The following is a 14,240-nucleotide window of genomic DNA, read 5'->3' on the forward strand; positions in this document are numbered from 1 at the left end:
TTTTCCTTGTTGAAAGTTATCTTATAAACTTTTAATCTTTAAGTTCTCCCAAGGAATATCATAAATCTGCATAGTACTAGAAACTGACTTTATGTTTATTTGTCGTTCGTTATTATTAAGTGATGTATACTTGATTTGTTGTTTTTTAGGAGTCATTGTTTTTAAAGAAAACTTTTTTGGATGAATTAATTTAGAATCAAGTCCTTCATAGTTTAAGTCATAAGCTACTTGAGGTAATTTTATCCAAACCTTTTTACTATCCTCAACAACAATATCCATTTGCTCTATTTCTTGTGAAGCATCTATACTTAACATTTTAAAACTTCCTTTGGCATTGATTCTTTTTGTCAGCTTATCTATAGAAACGACTGAAGTATTTGAAATAAGCTCCATACTTTTTACTTTTTTAATAAGTGTAAAGTTTGAAAATACTGTTTCTAAGTATCCTGCTTCCCATGAACTAATTTCAAAATTAGAGTACTTCCCTTTTATAAAGGTATTTGTTCCTCTTAATTCATTTGCTTGCAGTAAAATATAACTTAGGTCTGCTTTTAAATTAGTTATAGTCTTAGGTATCACAATTTTCCCGTGTCTTGCTTTTATTGATAAAAATGCTGTTTTAGGTATTTTTATTTTCAATGTTTTATTAATAATCGCTCTCTCTGGTAATGACCTTACATTTCTTATAGATTGTGTATTCTTCTTAAACTTGGCATTCAACTTTTCCTTAGGACTTACAAGTTCTTTTTTAGGTCGTTTTGCTTTTTTTGATTTTTGTCTTAACTCTATTCTTTCTTTTTTCGTTTTACGAAACCAACGCTTTCCTATAGGTTCTTTATTTATTTTTTGCCATTTCAATAAATACGCATCTCCTTCTTTTACATAAGCATCAAAATCAAATATTTCTCTTTCCTCTTTTAATGGTTTGGTTAAATCTTCTTTTTCATAATTCTTTATTTCATTATGAATTTCATCAAACTGCGTTTTATCTATAAAAAAGCCTTGGTAATACCCATGCCTTTGTAAGCTTTTAGTATTCTTATTTTCTAACGAAGTATTAATTTGTAACTTGTTAGAAGTTCTATCTGTTTTTAACACCCATTTTTCAAAATAAGCAGTGGCTTCTTTTGCTGTCAGTCCTTCAACATCCATTATTGCATCTATTTCTACAATATTAGTATCAGTTAACTCCAATTCTATATTGGTGTACTTACTATTCAGTTCAATAGTTGTACCTTCTTTTACTGCAAATTGATATTGCTTTGTTTTGGTTAAAGCTTGCCCATAACTATTGGACAAGGATAGCAATCCAAAAATCACAATTACCGATGTATATACTTTATATAATTTCATATGTCTCTTTTGTTATACTTAACTCTTCTTTTAATTCTTCTAACAATTCTAATTGTAGTTTTAAGTTGTTTATTAAAACACTTATACTTTGTGAGTTGGGCCCTTCCTCATTCATTTCTACAATAAGACTTTTATATTCTTCCTTTAAAAAAGAAAGACGTTTCAGATAGCGCTGTACAAACGCTTCGTTTTTATCATTTTTTCCTATAAGCGATAAAGTTAGGTTAATATTGGTTACATAAAAGCTTTCTATTTCTTTCAATTCTGGTGAAATGTCTTTTAATGAATATATTTCTTGAACTTGGTTTTTATCAACTGTCTTATCCATGATTATATACCCCACAACACCAATTCCTATAAGAATTATAATAGATGCTGCTATGCTAAACATTGAAAAAGCACTTTTCTTTTTTAAGGGTAACTCTTTATACAACTGCTCTATAAAAAGGTCTTCATGATTTTCTTTTCGTTTATGATTTACTAAACGATCTTGTTCAAATAGTTTTTTAAGATCCTGTCTCATATCCTTTTACTTTTAGTAATTGTCTTAATTTATTTTTCCCTCTCATTAACCTTGATCTTGAAGCTATTACCGAGATATTTAAAATTTCAGATATTTCTTCATGATCATAGCCTTCTATCAAATACAACATCACTACATATCGATATTTACTTGGAAGTTTATCTATACAGTTCTTTATATCTTCTAAAACCAAAGAAGTATCAAAATCCCAATTATCCTCTTCTTTTTCTAAACTCAAATTATAGGTATCATCCAATGCTACTACATTAAATTCTTTCTTCTTTAAATAATTGAGGCATTTATGTATCACTATTTTCTTAAGCCAAGCACCAAAGGTTACTTCTCCTTTAAATTGATGGATATTTTTAAATGCACTTAAAAAAGATTCTTGGATGATGTCATTTGCATTTTCTGCATTCCGTAATAAACGCATCGCAACATTATACATACCTTGATTGTATTTTCGATACAACTCTATTTGAGCCCTCTTATCATTTGATTTGCATTCTTCAATCAATGTTACTTGATCCATATTCTGTTTCGTTAATTGTAAGTAGCCCTCAAAAAGAATCTACATACTTAAAGACAACAGAGAATTTAAAGCGTTGCAAAAAATTGTAAACTATTACTTGTAATTTATTTTTTGTATCTTATTGACATCATTTTTTTTTATGGGATGATAAGCAAGAATAAAAACTAGTTTAACATCCCCTTAAAAATGCCCACTTATGGTGGGTATTTTTTTCTTTAATTATTACAATCAAATACACATAAAGGCATTTTAACTATACTTATTGGCATCTAGTCGATATTGGAAAGATTATCTATTAATGATATATATCTTAGGTTATGTAAATTGAAATTATCTTAATGATTTTATTTACGTAATAGTTAAATTTTGAGAAGAAATAGTTTTATAAAATTATTTCTTCTCTTTTTTAAATGTTAATTTTAGTTAGGTAAGGTAATTCCTTACTTTTATTACGGTTTTTTTACGATATAGTTGTTTGCTTATTTATAAGTTTGAGGAAATTAAAAATTTAAATCATGTTAAAGAACATTTCAAACTTAGGTACAACCTTAAACAAATCAGAACAACAAGCTATTAATGGAGGTTTCAATGATGATTGCCTTTTACCAACAACTCCTTGTCCAGAAGGTTATTATAGAGACGAAAATTGTGTTTGTGTATTTGGTGTCTTATAATTAAAAACTTAAGCGAACTTTGGTTCGCTTTTTTTATTAATACCTTTCCTACTATAGCTATTCAATTTCTTCTTCTTAGCCCTTTTTAATCTAGTGATTCAATAATAGTCTTTCTTTTGATAAGCAACAAAATATCTGAAATGTGCGTATACACTACAACAGGAACTATGACTCCCGCTAACAAAATTATTGGAAAGTAAGCTATTCCTCTGTTAGGTACAGCATATCCATATCTTTCGTATAACATTTCTTGAGATAATACACCATTGATAAAAACAAATAGCACTAAGCATACTCCTATAATATTCCAACCTATTAAAAGTTGCCTATTGATTGTTTTATAATGCATCCAAACAACTAATAGAATGGCAGTTATTCCTGGTATAATATCGAAGTTCCAACCTTTGTAAGTCATTTCCACAGGAAGCCATTCTCTTATTGCTAATTGAAATAATAATAGTTCTATAGGAAATCGGACAATATGAAGTGCTGTACTCCAACGAATGTCTCTATTATTATAAACTGTTTTAGTTCTAAGTAAATACATAATAAATACTGTAGTTGGTATAATGATTAGACCAAACCGAGAAACACTATCTCCTTCTTTAAAATGATAAACTCCTATATATGACAAAATGGAAATAAGAATAATCCAAGCTAGAGAAATTGCTACAGTGGTAATTGATAGTTTATTGGACTTTATAAACATAAAAACTGTATACACTGTAAGTAATATAAATGAAATTGAAATGTATAAGGGTAAGTTTGGAATCATCTTTTTAAGTTTTACTCAAAAATACACTCCCCTATCTGTTAAAAACTTGCCATATGACAAGAAATACTATTGAATGATTTCTTTTCTAATTCTACTTAGTGAAGTGTCGGTAATTCCTAAAAAAGAAGCAATGTGTTTTAAGGAAGCTTTTTGAATAATATCTGGAGAGTTCTCTACCAAATCCTGATATCGTTCTTTGGCTGTTTCTGTAATCATAGCCAAACTTCTTTGTTTAAATTCAAAAAAGTTTTTTGATAAATGAGCTCTTCCCCATTCTCTATACTTTTCTGAGAAATTAAAATGTTCTTGAAATGTATCAAAGTCTTTAGCCAACAACTCAGCATCTTCCATTACTTGTATATACTCTTTGGTCGGAGTTCTTAAGAAAAAAGAAGTTTCTTCCAAAACAATGTCTCCCTTACCATAAAAGTTAGTAGTTACTTCATTGCCTTTTACATCTATAACAAACGAACGTAAAAATCCTTTTTCTACTATATAATAATGATTGACTATTTTTCCTGAATTGATTAAGAAATCGCCCTTTTTTACTTTAATAAGTTGATATCCTGAAAAAATTACTTGTTGCTCCTCTTTAGATAATAACAAATCTTTAAACTCATGAGTAAGCACAGTAATTGGTTCCATTAATGTAAAATTTTAAATAACAACTCTTTTAAAATATCAGCATGCGATTGGTTAGCTCCTACTCCTTTACTCTTTACATCAGCCTCTCTTAATAAGGCTATAATTTGTGATACTTTACGCATTGGGTAGTTGCGAGCTGCTGAGCTATAATCGTCAACAAAGTAAGGATTAACTCCCAAGTTCTTTGCTACCGATGCTTTTGATTTGTCTTGCAATCCATGATACATTAATAACTGTGTAAAAAAGCTATTTAATAAGGAAATAGTCATTACCAATGGATTGTTCTTTGGATTCTGTGCAAAGTAGTTGATTATTCTATTCGCTTTTACTACATCTTTTTGCCCTACTGCTTTTCGTAACTCAAAGTTATTGAAGTCTTTTGAGATCCCTATATTCTCTTCAATATGCTTATCGGTTATAATCGTTTCTTTAGGTAAAACAGAGATTAATTTATCTAACTCATTAGATATTTTACTCAAGTCAGTTCCTAAAAATTCCACCAACATTTGAGAAGCTTTTGGTTCTATATTGTACTTCTTCCCTCCTAAAACCTTACGAATCCAATCGGCTACTTGATTTTCATACAGTTTTTTACTTTCATATATCAATCCATTTTTAGCAATGGTTTTATATGATTTCTTACGCTTGTCTAACTTCTTGTACTTATAGTTAAATACCAATACCGTTGTAGGTTGTGGATTGGCTGCATAGGCTTCAATCTTATCTATTGTACGACTTAAATCTTGCGCTTCCTTTACTATAATTACTTGACGCTCTGCCATCATTGGAAAACGCTTTGCTGAAGAAACAATTTCTTCCATAGAAACGTCTCTACCATACATTACTACTTGGTTAAATCCTTTTTCAGATTCTTCAAGTACGTTTTCTTCTATATAATCAGAAATTTTATCAATATAATAAGGCTCTTCTCCCATTAAAAAGTAAATAGGCTTTAGGTTCCCTTCTTTTATATCAGATATGATGGATTTTATTTCGTTCATTTTCTTACTTTTGATTTATGCAAAAGCTCAATCTTCCTAGCTATACATTCAAGACCAAAAGTAACGAAAATAAGATGCTTATTTTCGATAATTTAAGAAAAAAATATGTGGTATTAACTCCCGAAGAATGGGTGCGTCAACATTTTGTTGAGTACTTGGTTAAGGAAAAAAACTACCCTGTTTCTTTAATAGCTATTGAAAAACAGCTTACTATAAATAACAGAAAGAAAAGAACTGATATTTTAATCTTTAATTCTAACGGAAAACCAAACATTATTGTTGAATGTAAAGCACCTTCTGTTAAAATAACACAAGATACTTTTGACCAAATAGCTCGATACAATCTTAAGTTAGATGCCAACTATCTTGTCATTACCAATGGTTTGGAACATTATTATTGTAGTTTGGATAAAGAAAACGAAACCTATGTGTTTTTAAGGGATATTCCTTCTTATAATTAACAAATTATTGCATCACTTAATCACTTTAAAAGTGTATTTTTGCCGTCTTGAAAACTGCAATCGTCATATTAAATTGGAACGGTAAAAAATTGTTAGAACAGTTTTTACCATCAGTCGTAAATTTTAGCTCTAATGAAGCCAAAGTTTATGTTGCTGACAATGCCTCTACTGATGACTCTATTGCTTTTGTAAAAGAGCATTACCCTAGTGTTAAAATTGTTGAAAACAAAGAGAATGGCGGATACGCTAAAGGGTATAATGACGCTTTACAACATATAGATGCAGACATTTATTGTTTACTAAACTCTGATATTGAAGTTACCGAAAATTGGTTAACTCCTATTTTAAAAACTTTTAAAGAAGAGGAAAACACTGCTATTATTCAACCTAAGCTATTAGATTTTAAGGACAAAACTAAATTCGAATACGCTGGTGCTGGTGGTGGTTTTATTGATTTATATGGTTATCCTTATTGCCGTGGTCGAGTTTTCAACCATTTAGAAACCGATAACGGTCAGTTCAATGATACAACTTCTATTTTTTGGGCTTCTGGTGCTTGTTTATTTATACGTTCTGAAGTATACCATAAATTACATGGTTTTGATGAAGACTATTTTGCTCATCAAGAAGAAATTGACTTATGTTGGCGTGCTCAAAATGAAGGCTATACTATTAAATATGTAGGAAGCTCTACAGTCTATCATGTTGGTGGAGCTACTTTACAAGAAAGTAATCCTCATAAAACTTTTTTAAACTTTAGAAACAGTTTACTTAACATTGTTAAAAATGTACCTAAACAATGGTTCTTGTTTGTTGTTTTTTCTCGTTTAATTTTAGATGGTGTTGCTGGACTAAAATTTATGCTTGAATTAAGACCTATACATACATGGGCTATTTTAAAAGCACACTTTAGCTTTTACAAGAACTTTTTTAAGTTTTTAAACAAACGTAAAACGCTTCAGAAAAAGTCTAATTATAACTTACATACCTCGATTGTTTGGCAATACTTTGGTTTAAGAAGAAAGAAATTTGAAAATCTACGTTAGGTTTATTCTAATATTTTATTCCCTTCTAAGTTAGATAGTCTAAAATCCTTAACTTCTCCTACTCCTTTAAACCTAAAACGAACTCCCACAATTGTTCCTATAGACTCTTTATAAACTTTTGTATACACTTGAGTACTATCAATAAAAACACTTACTTTTTTATTTTGATTCAGTACCTTAATTTTTCTGAAATCTGACAAATCCGTACCTAATGCAGACAAGTCGTTCTTTTTACCTTCCAAGTATACATCACTCAACATTAAATTCATTTCTGAAGCACAACCTGTAATCGAAAAAGGAATTAAAAAAGCGCTTTTTGTACCAATAATAATCAGGGTTGTTTTCTGACAAACGCCCCATTTCTCATTAAATGTACTTTTAATTTCACTTTCCAATTGAAAATTATCTCCCGAGAAACCTCCTAAATCATCTACAAAGTGAAAAGTAGAATTTACCGGTTTTTCATTGCCACTAATTTCTTCAAACACCTCTTTTGAAAAAGCTAATGCATTTTTGACTTTTACTTGCCCCTGATCAAAATACTTTGGTATAGGTTTATAGTCTATGGTACCCATCCAACCTTTTGTTTTTATAAATAAATCGTGCTCTCTAATAATTTCATTATCTATTAACAACTTAGCTCTAAAATAACCTGGATAATAGTATTGTCCTGTAGCTTGTGTTTGATCTTTATTAATTTCTATTGTTTTAGAAGTATCCCAATATTGTTGAATTAAAATATCATTAGAAGTGACTCCTTCTAAATTGAAATCGAAAATTACTGAATTAGGTAAACCTTCAACAGTTGGTTTACTTTTAAAAAGGATTTTAGAATAATCTTTAGCTTCTGCACTTTTATTATTTGACATAGCTAGTATTGATATAAACAATATAGCAATAATAAATGCTGAAAACATAATAACTCGAAAGTTAGCAGAAACTGTTTTTTGATAAAAGGTAAGTTTCGACTCTTTTTTAGCATTCTTAAAATCTCTCCAATTTACATAACCTGCAAATTGAGCCAAAGCATTTAGCGTACTAATACTTGGAGTACTCTTATAATTAACTCTTCCCCAAACTCTTTTTAAGGTAGTGGCACTTAATAACACTTTTGTTTCTTCATGAATCTTTTCACTCAATTCTGTAAAAACATCATTATGCCATAATTTAGAGTCTCCCCAATTTAGCTTCTCTTCTATTAGGCTTAAGCACTTTTGTAATTCGGTATGTTCTTTAAAGGTATTCATTCACTACAAAAATCACCAAAAATTACCACTTGAACAACTATGAATGAACTTGAACATGTTTGTTTCTCCCTGAAAAATAACTTTTTAGACTTTTGAGTAAAAATTAAACACATTAATCATGAACTCAAGATTATTAGCCATTCTATTATTCGTTACCTACTTTGGATATTCTCAAAATCACATTCCTTTAGACACTATTAATTGGGATATCAAAGCGAAGTCTTATATTATTGAAAACTACAAAGGCAAAGATGCTATTTACTTACAAGCTGGATCTATAACTCTAAAAGATAAAACCTTCTTAAATGGAACTATAGAGTTTGATATTTTCTTAAAAGAAGAACCAGCTTTTCCAGGTGTTTATTTTAGAACTACCAAAAGCTTAGATTCTGAACAATGGTATATGAGACCACATTTATCTGGAAAACCAGATGCAAATCAAGCTGCTCCAACTACAAAAGGAATTAGTCCTTGGCAATTGTACTTTGGTAAAAAGTATTCATTTCCTTATAAATATAAATTTGACGATTGGACACATGTTAAACTTATAGTAAATGAGAACAAAGCACAAGTATATTTAGACTATTCCGACAAGCCTAACTTATCTTGGAACTTGTTTAACCCAACTCAAGAAGGTGGAATTAGTTTTAGAGGCGGAAATTCAAGTGGTTTGCATTTGGCTAATATTAAAATAACTCCTAATAAATCTGAGATTATCGATTTTTCACCATTAGATAGAAAACCTATTAAAAACCTTGTTTCTAAATGGAAAGTATCTAATAAGCTTGAAGAAAAACAACTTGATAACTTAAACAACTTTAAATCACTTTTAAATTCTAGAAAATGGATTGGTACTACTGAAATCGAGGAAGGTACTGCTGCTAATATTTCTAGAGTAGTTCAACTAAGGGATGGAAAACCAGGTAATACTGTTTTTGCTAAAATTGACATCTACTCTGATAAGGTTCAAACTAAAATTTTCGAATTTGGCTATAGTGATCGTGTTGTAGCTTTTCTGAATGGAAAACCTATATATAGAGGAACTAATAGGTGGCGATCTAGAGATTACAGATATTTAGGAACTGTAGGACTTTTTGATGCTATTTACTTGCCTCTTAAAAAAGGAAAAAACACGTTAGTTATGGCTGTTTCTGAAGACTTTGGTGGTTGGTTAATTACTGGACGATTTAAAGATGGTAAGCACGTTAAAATTATTGAGTAATAGAATTCTCGACTTTATGCTAAGCCTTCTTCATCTTTATAGATATAATAAAGTAAAAAGAATACCGAAATACCTCCAAATGTATGCCATAGCCAATGAGTTCCCATAGGTAATATGATAGCTAGGTTATCTAAAGTTCTAAAAAACACTGCTATCAAAAATATAACACATGCCAATATCATTAGTTTCGCGTGTTTCCAATGAGTTAAATATAAATACCAAAAAATTGGACCTACTAGTGATATGGCTGTGATTAAATAATTTACTGACGAGTCATACTCTTCAGGAATTGGTAACATCCTTGGTAAAATGGATAATACTATTATTGAAGTAATAATTAATAATCGGGATTTCCATCCTTTCTTTACTTTAAAGATAAAAAAGACTACTCCCATTAAGCTTAATAACATAATAGGAATCCAATCTAACATAATCCAAAACTCATGGCTTCTAGTTGCATGATAGACAGTTCCTCCTACCCAACTTATAAAAATAATGGGCAAACAGCTTAGTAAAAATAAGTGCTGTTTTTTACTTTCATATATTTTCTTACCTAAATAATATATGATTGCTAAAAAAATTAGGTTGCTAAACGTATTGAAAGGTTCAACAGGCATTCTGCCTGCTATTGTTTCTTGGTAAATTGGCCCGCTATCGTTTGGAAATTGCTCTAGTAAACAGTAAAGTATCGTCATAAATAAACATCATCTATCTCATTTACAACAAGATAAGAAAATAATCGTTTATTTACAAAATGTCTAAACTTCCTTTTCCTTCACGAATAACCTCTGGTTCACTGGTAGTTAAGTCAATAACAGTAGATGCATAATTATCTCCATAGCCTCCATCAACTACTACGTCTACTATGTTTTGCCATTTTTCATAAATTAATTCAGGATCCGTAGTATATTCTAATACTTCATCCTCATCATGAATAGATGTTGATACAATAGGATTTCCTAAAGCTTCAACAATGGCTCTTGCTATGTTGTTATCTGGAACACGAATACCTACTGTTTTTCTTTTCTTAAAAACCTTTGGTAAAGAATTACTTCCAGGTAATACAAAGGTATAAGGCCCTGGTAAAGCTCTTTTTAAAATTTTATAAGTTGGTGTATCTATTTGTTTTACATAATCTGATAAATGACTCAAATCATTACAAACAAATGAAAAGTTTGCTTTTTCTAATTTAACACCTTTAATTTTTGCAACTTTTTCTAGTGCTTTTGTATTGGTAATATCGCAGCCTAATCCATAAACAGTATCTGTTGGATAAATTACCAAGCCTCCTTTTTGTAGTACATCTACAACTTTTTCTATTTGTTTTGGACTTGGGTTATCGCTATATAGTTTTATGAATTGTGCCATATTTTTTAATAATTATCAAAATCGAAATCATCTAAACTTTCAAAATCATTAAACTCGTCGTCTAAATCTTTTGTCAAATCATCCGCTTTAAATTCTTTATCTGGTGCTTCTGCTGGTACTTCTCCTACCGACAAAATTGTTTTTGCTTCATTAACCACTTCATTAGACTGTTCTATTACTTCAACATAGAAAGTCCACATTTGTAAAAAATCATAAACATAAATTAGCTTATCATTATTACTTGGTAATTCCTCTTTTAAAACACAAGTAGCCATTGACAGTCCTTCTCCAGCTTCAGCCATGTTAAATAAAGGAATTTCTTCTCCTTGGTTCCAACCTTCATCTGTACGGTAAAAAGAGGCCATTTCCTGACCATCAAAACCAAATGATTTTGATATTTCAAAATGTAAATCTTCTAACGATTTTCCTTCGTTAACTGTTAAGGTTCTGATTACATCTTCTTCTGTATCTAAAATTACGCGTACTTTATACATTCTATCATTTTTAGTAGCCACAAAAATACGTATTTTTGAATGATAATTTTAGTAAAATGAATAAGCAAGAATCTCTAAATATACTTAATAGCTACAATAAGAACACCTTAATGGAAACTTTAGCTATTGAATTTATTAATTTTGGTGATGATTTTATTACCGCTAAGATGCCTGTAAACCCAAAAGTTCATCAACCTTATGGATTATTGCACGGAGGAGCCACTGCTGCTTTAGCTGAAACTGTTGGTAGTTCTGCTTCTGCTTTTTTCTTAAAAGATCCTAATAAAATAGTAAAGGGTATTGAACTAAGCATTAATCATTTAAAAAGTAAAAAGACAGGAACTGTCTTTGCCACTGCAAAAGCTATTCATAAAGGAAAAACTACTCATTTATGGGAAGTTAGAGTGGTAGATGAAGAAGATACTTTAATTTCTTTATGTAAAATAACCAACATTGTTTTAGATAAAAAGTAAATGACATTATTAAAAAAAATATTAAAAATTATGGGAGTTATTCTTTTTATAGCTCTTTTAGTTCTTTACTATTTATTTTCAAGTTTTACAGCTCCTAAGTCTGATAAAGAAGTTACAGACAGTTTTAAAAACAGTAATGTAAAGCCTGTTATTTCTCACGATACATTTAAAAACTATAAATTCCGAAAACTAACTATACAAAAGGACACTACTTTACCTACACTTGTATTTGTTCACGGAACTATTGGTTCATCTACCGATTTTATTGAATATATGAAAGACAGTTTACTTTTAAGCAAGGTAAATATGATTTCATACGATAGAATTGGATATAATTATAAAGATGCAAATCCTGTACAAGAAAGTATTGCTTTTGAACGCGATATGCTACAACATATTATTCAGGGCTTAGATCATCAAAAAACAATATTAGTTGGTTACTCTTATGGTGGACCAATTGCTTTAGCTATTAAAGAAAAAATTAATAAAACAATTTTATTAGCTCCAGCCGTTTACAGTAAAGTAGAGCCAATGCCTTGGGCTGTTAATTTATACAAATCAAAATTAACTAGATGGTTAATTCCTGATATATGGCAAGAAGCTTCGAAAGAAAAAATGTCTCATCAAAAAGATTTACAAAAGTTTGAAAACAATTGGAAATCTTCCCCTAATAAAGTTATAAGTATTCATGGATCTAACGATTGGATTGTTCCTTATGAAAACTCAACTTTTTTAGAACAACAGTTCCCCAAAGAACAATTTAAATTAATTTCTATTAAAGATGCTGGACATGGATTTATTTGGAGCAACTTTAACGAAATTAAACAACAACTACTAAATCAAATAGATTGAATATATTCTCAGCAACAAAAAAAGCATTAGAAAACGGGCTTCCTTTTGTTATTTATAGAAAATCAGGCACAACAAAACTAAAAGCTTGGTTTCAAAAAAACGATACTTTATACACTTCTGAAAATTACACAGAGAGTGGATTTGTTTTTGCTCCTTTTGACAATAATAACTCTGCTATTTTAATTCCTGAAACAGAATCGTCTTTTTTTCAAGGAGAAATAGATTTAAATATTAAAATATCTCAGCAAAAAGAGTTTGATTCAAACAATTCTTCTAAAAAAGAACATATTGAATTAGTTGAAAAAGGTGTAAAAGCTATTAGTGATAACCTGTTTAAAAAAGTTGTTTTATCAAGAAAAGAAGAAGTTAAACTTAATTCTTTTAACGCTATTGAAACTTTTCAGAAACTTTTGGTAAACTATCCTAGCGCTTTTACTTATTTATGGTATCATCCTAAAGTTGGTATGTGGTTAGGTGCAACCCCTGAAACATTAGTTAAAATTGAAGGTACTCATTTCAAAACAATGTCACTAGCAGGAACACAAGTTTTTAATGGTACTACTGATGTTACTTGGAAGACAAAAGAAATAGAAGAACAACAATTTGTAACTGACTATATAAATGATAGAGTTTCAAAAATTTCTAAGGAGATTAAAATTTCTAAAACTGAAACTATTAAAGCTGGAAATTTATTACACTTACGTTCTGTTATCAGAGGAACTATAAACGCTGAAAACTCAACATTAATAAAAGCCTTACACCCTACTCCTGCTGTTTGTGGTTTACCTTTAGAGCCTTCAAAAAAATTCATTTTAGATAATGAAAATTACAACCGAAGCTTTTATACTGGCTTTTTAGGTGAATTGAATTTAACCAACAATAACCAAAATACATCAGAACTCTTTGTAAATCTAAGATGCATGGAGATTAAAAATAATTCAGCATTTGTTTTTATTGGTGGTGGAATTACATTAGATAGTAATCCTGAAAATGAATGGAAGGAAACAGTTGCTAAAACTTCAACTATGAGGAAAGTTTTATAAACTTACTTCCTTTTGGCAAAAATAAAAACCACCTATTGATGTTGATTTCAATGGTGGTTTTCTTGTGTAAATTGAATTTGAATTGATTTTTTTAAGCATTCAATTAAAAGCATAAAATTCCTTTACGCTAAATATTAAACGCTAAACAGTTTCTTCTGCTTAAATATCTTCGAAAGAAACGTCAGTAAAGCTTTCTGTAGATGCTTTTGCTTCTGCTACTTCTTCTTTTTTATAATCTTTCTGGTGACGCTCACTAATTACTTCAGAACCTTTTTCGTTTACGATAAAGTCAGTTGCTTTGTTCAACATTTCTTTAAAGTCAGAAAAGTCTTCTTTATATAAATAAATCTTGTGCTTTTGATAGTGGAAAGAACCATCATCATGAGTAAATTTCTTACTTTCAGTCACAGTTAAATAATAATCATCCGCTTTTGTAGACCTAACGTCAAAAAAGTACGTTCTTCTCCCTGCTCTTAAAACTTGTGAAAAAATTTCTTCTTGTTCTACTCTCTCGCTCATAATTCGTTTCTT

Annotated in this window: 18 protein-coding genes; 7 read left to right on the forward strand and 11 right to left on the reverse strand. The window is 29.8% G+C overall.

The window, feature by feature from the left end:
• Positions 1 to 21: 21 nt before the first annotated feature.
• Genes F7018_RS06710 through F7018_RS06720 form a run of 3 tightly spaced genes read right to left on the reverse strand, consistent with a single transcriptional unit; the run spans position 22 to position 2,408 of the window.
• The gene (locus F7018_RS06710) at positions 22 to 1,353 is read right to left on the reverse strand and encodes a hypothetical protein (protein WP_150899244.1); all 1,332 of its coding nucleotides are present in this window, start codon (positions 1,351 to 1,353) and stop codon (positions 22 to 24) included.
• Positions 1,340 to 1,876: a hypothetical protein gene (locus tag F7018_RS06715; protein WP_150899245.1), complete on the reverse strand. Its 537-nt coding sequence runs from the start codon at positions 1,874 to 1,876 to the stop codon at positions 1,340 to 1,342. The genes F7018_RS06710 and F7018_RS06715 overlap by 14 nt, the downstream gene beginning before the upstream one ends.
• On the reverse strand, positions 1,860 to 2,408 hold the full coding sequence (locus tag F7018_RS06720) for an RNA polymerase sigma factor (protein ID WP_150899246.1): 549 nt from the start codon (positions 2,406 to 2,408) through the stop codon (positions 1,860 to 1,862). The genes F7018_RS06715 and F7018_RS06720 overlap by 17 nt, the downstream gene beginning before the upstream one ends.
• Positions 2,409 to 2,923: 515 nt before the next feature.
• On the opposite strand from F7018_RS06720, the gene F7018_RS18415 reads away from it, so the two are divergent.
• Positions 2,924 to 3,082, forward strand: coding sequence for a hypothetical protein (locus F7018_RS18415; RefSeq protein ID WP_175578672.1), 159 nt, complete (start codon positions 2,924 to 2,926; stop codon positions 3,080 to 3,082).
• 85 nt (positions 3,083 to 3,167) lie between these two features.
• On the opposite strand, the gene F7018_RS06725 is transcribed toward F7018_RS18415, so the two are convergent.
• From F7018_RS06725 to holA, 3 genes are all read right to left on the reverse strand, one after another.
• The gene (locus tag F7018_RS06725; protein WP_150899247.1) at positions 3,168 to 3,857 is read right to left on the reverse strand and encodes a hypothetical protein; all 690 of its coding nucleotides are present in this window, start codon (positions 3,855 to 3,857) and stop codon (positions 3,168 to 3,170) included.
• Between the two features lie 66 nt (positions 3,858 to 3,923).
• A complete protein-coding gene (locus F7018_RS06730) occupies positions 3,924 to 4,502 on the reverse strand; it encodes a Crp/Fnr family transcriptional regulator (RefSeq protein ID WP_150899248.1) in 579 nt (192 codons plus the stop codon).
• Positions 4,502 to 5,503, reverse strand: a complete 1,002-nt coding sequence (gene holA / locus F7018_RS06735) for a DNA polymerase III subunit delta (RefSeq protein ID WP_150899249.1) — start codon at positions 5,501 to 5,503, stop codon at positions 4,502 to 4,504. Before holA ends, F7018_RS06730 begins: the two co-directional genes overlap by 1 nt.
• Positions 5,504 to 5,520: 17 nt before the next feature.
• Between holA and F7018_RS06740 the strand changes: the two genes are divergently transcribed.
• Together F7018_RS06740 and F7018_RS06745 are read left to right on the forward strand one after the other, a co-directional pair.
• Positions 5,521 to 5,964, forward strand: coding sequence for a type I restriction enzyme HsdR N-terminal domain-containing protein (locus tag F7018_RS06740; RefSeq protein WP_150899250.1), 444 nt, complete (start codon positions 5,521 to 5,523; stop codon positions 5,962 to 5,964).
• Between the two features lie 47 nt (positions 5,965 to 6,011).
• Complete coding sequence (locus F7018_RS06745) at positions 6,012 to 7,010, forward strand: glycosyltransferase family 2 protein (RefSeq protein ID WP_150899251.1); 999 nt, start codon at positions 6,012 to 6,014, stop codon at positions 7,008 to 7,010.
• Positions 7,011 to 7,012: 2 nt separating this feature from the next.
• Here the strand turns inward: F7018_RS06745 and F7018_RS06750 are convergent, their stop codons facing one another.
• Positions 7,013 to 8,257, reverse strand: coding sequence for a hypothetical protein (locus tag F7018_RS06750; RefSeq protein WP_150899252.1), 1,245 nt, complete (start codon positions 8,255 to 8,257; stop codon positions 7,013 to 7,015).
• A gap of 118 nt (positions 8,258 to 8,375) precedes the next feature.
• Here F7018_RS06750 and F7018_RS06755 point away from each other — a divergent pair, with 118 nt between their 5' ends.
• Entirely contained in the window at positions 8,376 to 9,479 is a 1,104-nt protein-coding gene (locus F7018_RS06755; protein WP_150899253.1) for a hypothetical protein, read from the forward strand.
• A gap of 14 nt (positions 9,480 to 9,493) precedes the next feature.
• Here the strand turns inward: F7018_RS06755 and F7018_RS06760 are convergent, their stop codons facing one another.
• From F7018_RS06760 to F7018_RS06770, 3 genes are read right to left on the reverse strand one after another with little or no spacing between them, the layout of a single operon-like run.
• On the reverse strand, positions 9,494 to 10,174 hold the full coding sequence (locus tag F7018_RS06760) for a ceramidase (RefSeq protein WP_150899254.1): 681 nt from the start codon (positions 10,172 to 10,174) through the stop codon (positions 9,494 to 9,496).
• Positions 10,175 to 10,226: 52 nt separating this feature from the next.
• Positions 10,227 to 10,847 (reverse strand): L-threonylcarbamoyladenylate synthase, encoded by a 621-nt coding sequence (locus F7018_RS06765; RefSeq protein WP_150899255.1) that lies wholly within the window; start codon positions 10,845 to 10,847, stop codon positions 10,227 to 10,229.
• A gap of 5 nt (positions 10,848 to 10,852) precedes the next feature.
• Positions 10,853 to 11,341 carry an IS1096 element passenger TnpR family protein gene (locus tag F7018_RS06770; RefSeq protein ID WP_150899256.1) on the reverse strand — a complete coding sequence of 163 codons (489 nt, stop codon included), beginning with the start codon at positions 11,339 to 11,341 and terminating at the stop codon, positions 10,853 to 10,855.
• A 56-nt stretch (positions 11,342 to 11,397) separates the two neighbouring features.
• On the opposite strand from F7018_RS06770, the gene F7018_RS06775 reads away from it, so the two are divergent.
• The 3 genes from F7018_RS06775 to F7018_RS06785 are packed head-to-tail and all read left to right on the forward strand — an operon-like array spanning position 11,398 to position 13,709.
• Positions 11,398 to 11,814 (forward strand): PaaI family thioesterase, encoded by a 417-nt coding sequence (locus tag F7018_RS06775; RefSeq protein WP_150899257.1) that lies wholly within the window; start codon positions 11,398 to 11,400, stop codon positions 11,812 to 11,814.
• The gene (locus tag F7018_RS06780; protein ID WP_150899258.1) at positions 11,815 to 12,666 is read left to right on the forward strand and encodes an alpha/beta fold hydrolase; all 852 of its coding nucleotides are present in this window, start codon (positions 11,815 to 11,817) and stop codon (positions 12,664 to 12,666) included.
• Positions 12,663 to 13,709: a chorismate-binding protein gene (locus F7018_RS06785; protein WP_150899259.1), complete on the forward strand. Its 1,047-nt coding sequence runs from the start codon at positions 12,663 to 12,665 to the stop codon at positions 13,707 to 13,709. Before F7018_RS06780 ends, F7018_RS06785 begins: the two co-directional genes overlap by 4 nt.
• A gap of 159 nt (positions 13,710 to 13,868) precedes the next feature.
• On the opposite strand, the gene F7018_RS06790 is transcribed toward F7018_RS06785, so the two are convergent.
• Entirely contained in the window at positions 13,869 to 14,228 is a 360-nt protein-coding gene (locus F7018_RS06790) for a PUR family DNA/RNA-binding protein (protein WP_150899260.1), read from the reverse strand.
• Between the last annotated feature and the right edge of the window lie 12 nt (positions 14,229 to 14,240).

Source organism: Tenacibaculum aiptasiae, assembly GCF_008806755.1.
In the GTDB taxonomy this organism is placed as follows: Bacteria; Bacteroidota; Bacteroidia; order Flavobacteriales; family Flavobacteriaceae; genus Polaribacter; species Polaribacter aiptasiae.

Coding starts and splice junctions, on each gene's coding strand:
- F7018_RS06710 (WP_150899244.1), bottom strand. CDS start 1,353: ATGAAATTATATAAAGTATATACATCGGTAATTGTGATTTTTGGATTG.
- F7018_RS06715 (WP_150899245.1), bottom strand. CDS start 1,876: ATGAGACAGGATCTTAAAAAACTATTTGAACAAGATCGTTTAGTAAAT.
- F7018_RS06720 (WP_150899246.1), bottom strand. CDS start 2,408: ATGGATCAAGTAACATTGATTGAAGAATGCAAATCAAATGATAAGAGG.
- F7018_RS18415 (WP_175578672.1), top strand. CDS start 2,924: ATGTTAAAGAACATTTCAAACTTAGGTACAACCTTAAACAAATCAGAA.
- F7018_RS06725 (WP_150899247.1), bottom strand. CDS start 3,857: ATGATTCCAAACTTACCCTTATACATTTCAATTTCATTTATATTACTT.
- F7018_RS06730 (WP_150899248.1), bottom strand. CDS start 4,502: ATGGAACCAATTACTGTGCTTACTCATGAGTTTAAAGATTTGTTATTA.
- holA (WP_150899249.1), bottom strand. CDS start 5,503: ATGAACGAAATAAAATCCATCATATCTGATATAAAAGAAGGGAACCTA.
- F7018_RS06740 (WP_150899250.1), top strand. CDS start 5,521: ATGCAAAAGCTCAATCTTCCTAGCTATACATTCAAGACCAAAAGTAAC.
- F7018_RS06750 (WP_150899252.1), bottom strand. CDS start 8,257: ATGAATACCTTTAAAGAACATACCGAATTACAAAAGTGCTTAAGCCTA.
- F7018_RS06755 (WP_150899253.1), top strand. CDS start 8,376: ATGAACTCAAGATTATTAGCCATTCTATTATTCGTTACCTACTTTGGA.
- F7018_RS06760 (WP_150899254.1), bottom strand. CDS start 10,174: ATGACGATACTTTACTGTTTACTAGAGCAATTTCCAAACGATAGCGGG.
- F7018_RS06765 (WP_150899255.1), bottom strand. CDS start 10,847: ATGGCACAATTCATAAAACTATATAGCGATAACCCAAGTCCAAAACAA.
- F7018_RS06770 (WP_150899256.1), bottom strand. CDS start 11,341: ATGTATAAAGTACGCGTAATTTTAGATACAGAAGAAGATGTAATCAGA.
- F7018_RS06775 (WP_150899257.1), top strand. CDS start 11,398: ATGAATAAGCAAGAATCTCTAAATATACTTAATAGCTACAATAAGAAC.
- F7018_RS06780 (WP_150899258.1), top strand. CDS start 11,815: ATGACATTATTAAAAAAAATATTAAAAATTATGGGAGTTATTCTTTTT.
- F7018_RS06790 (WP_150899260.1), bottom strand. CDS start 14,228: ATGAGCGAGAGAGTAGAACAAGAAGAAATTTTTTCACAAGTTTTAAGA.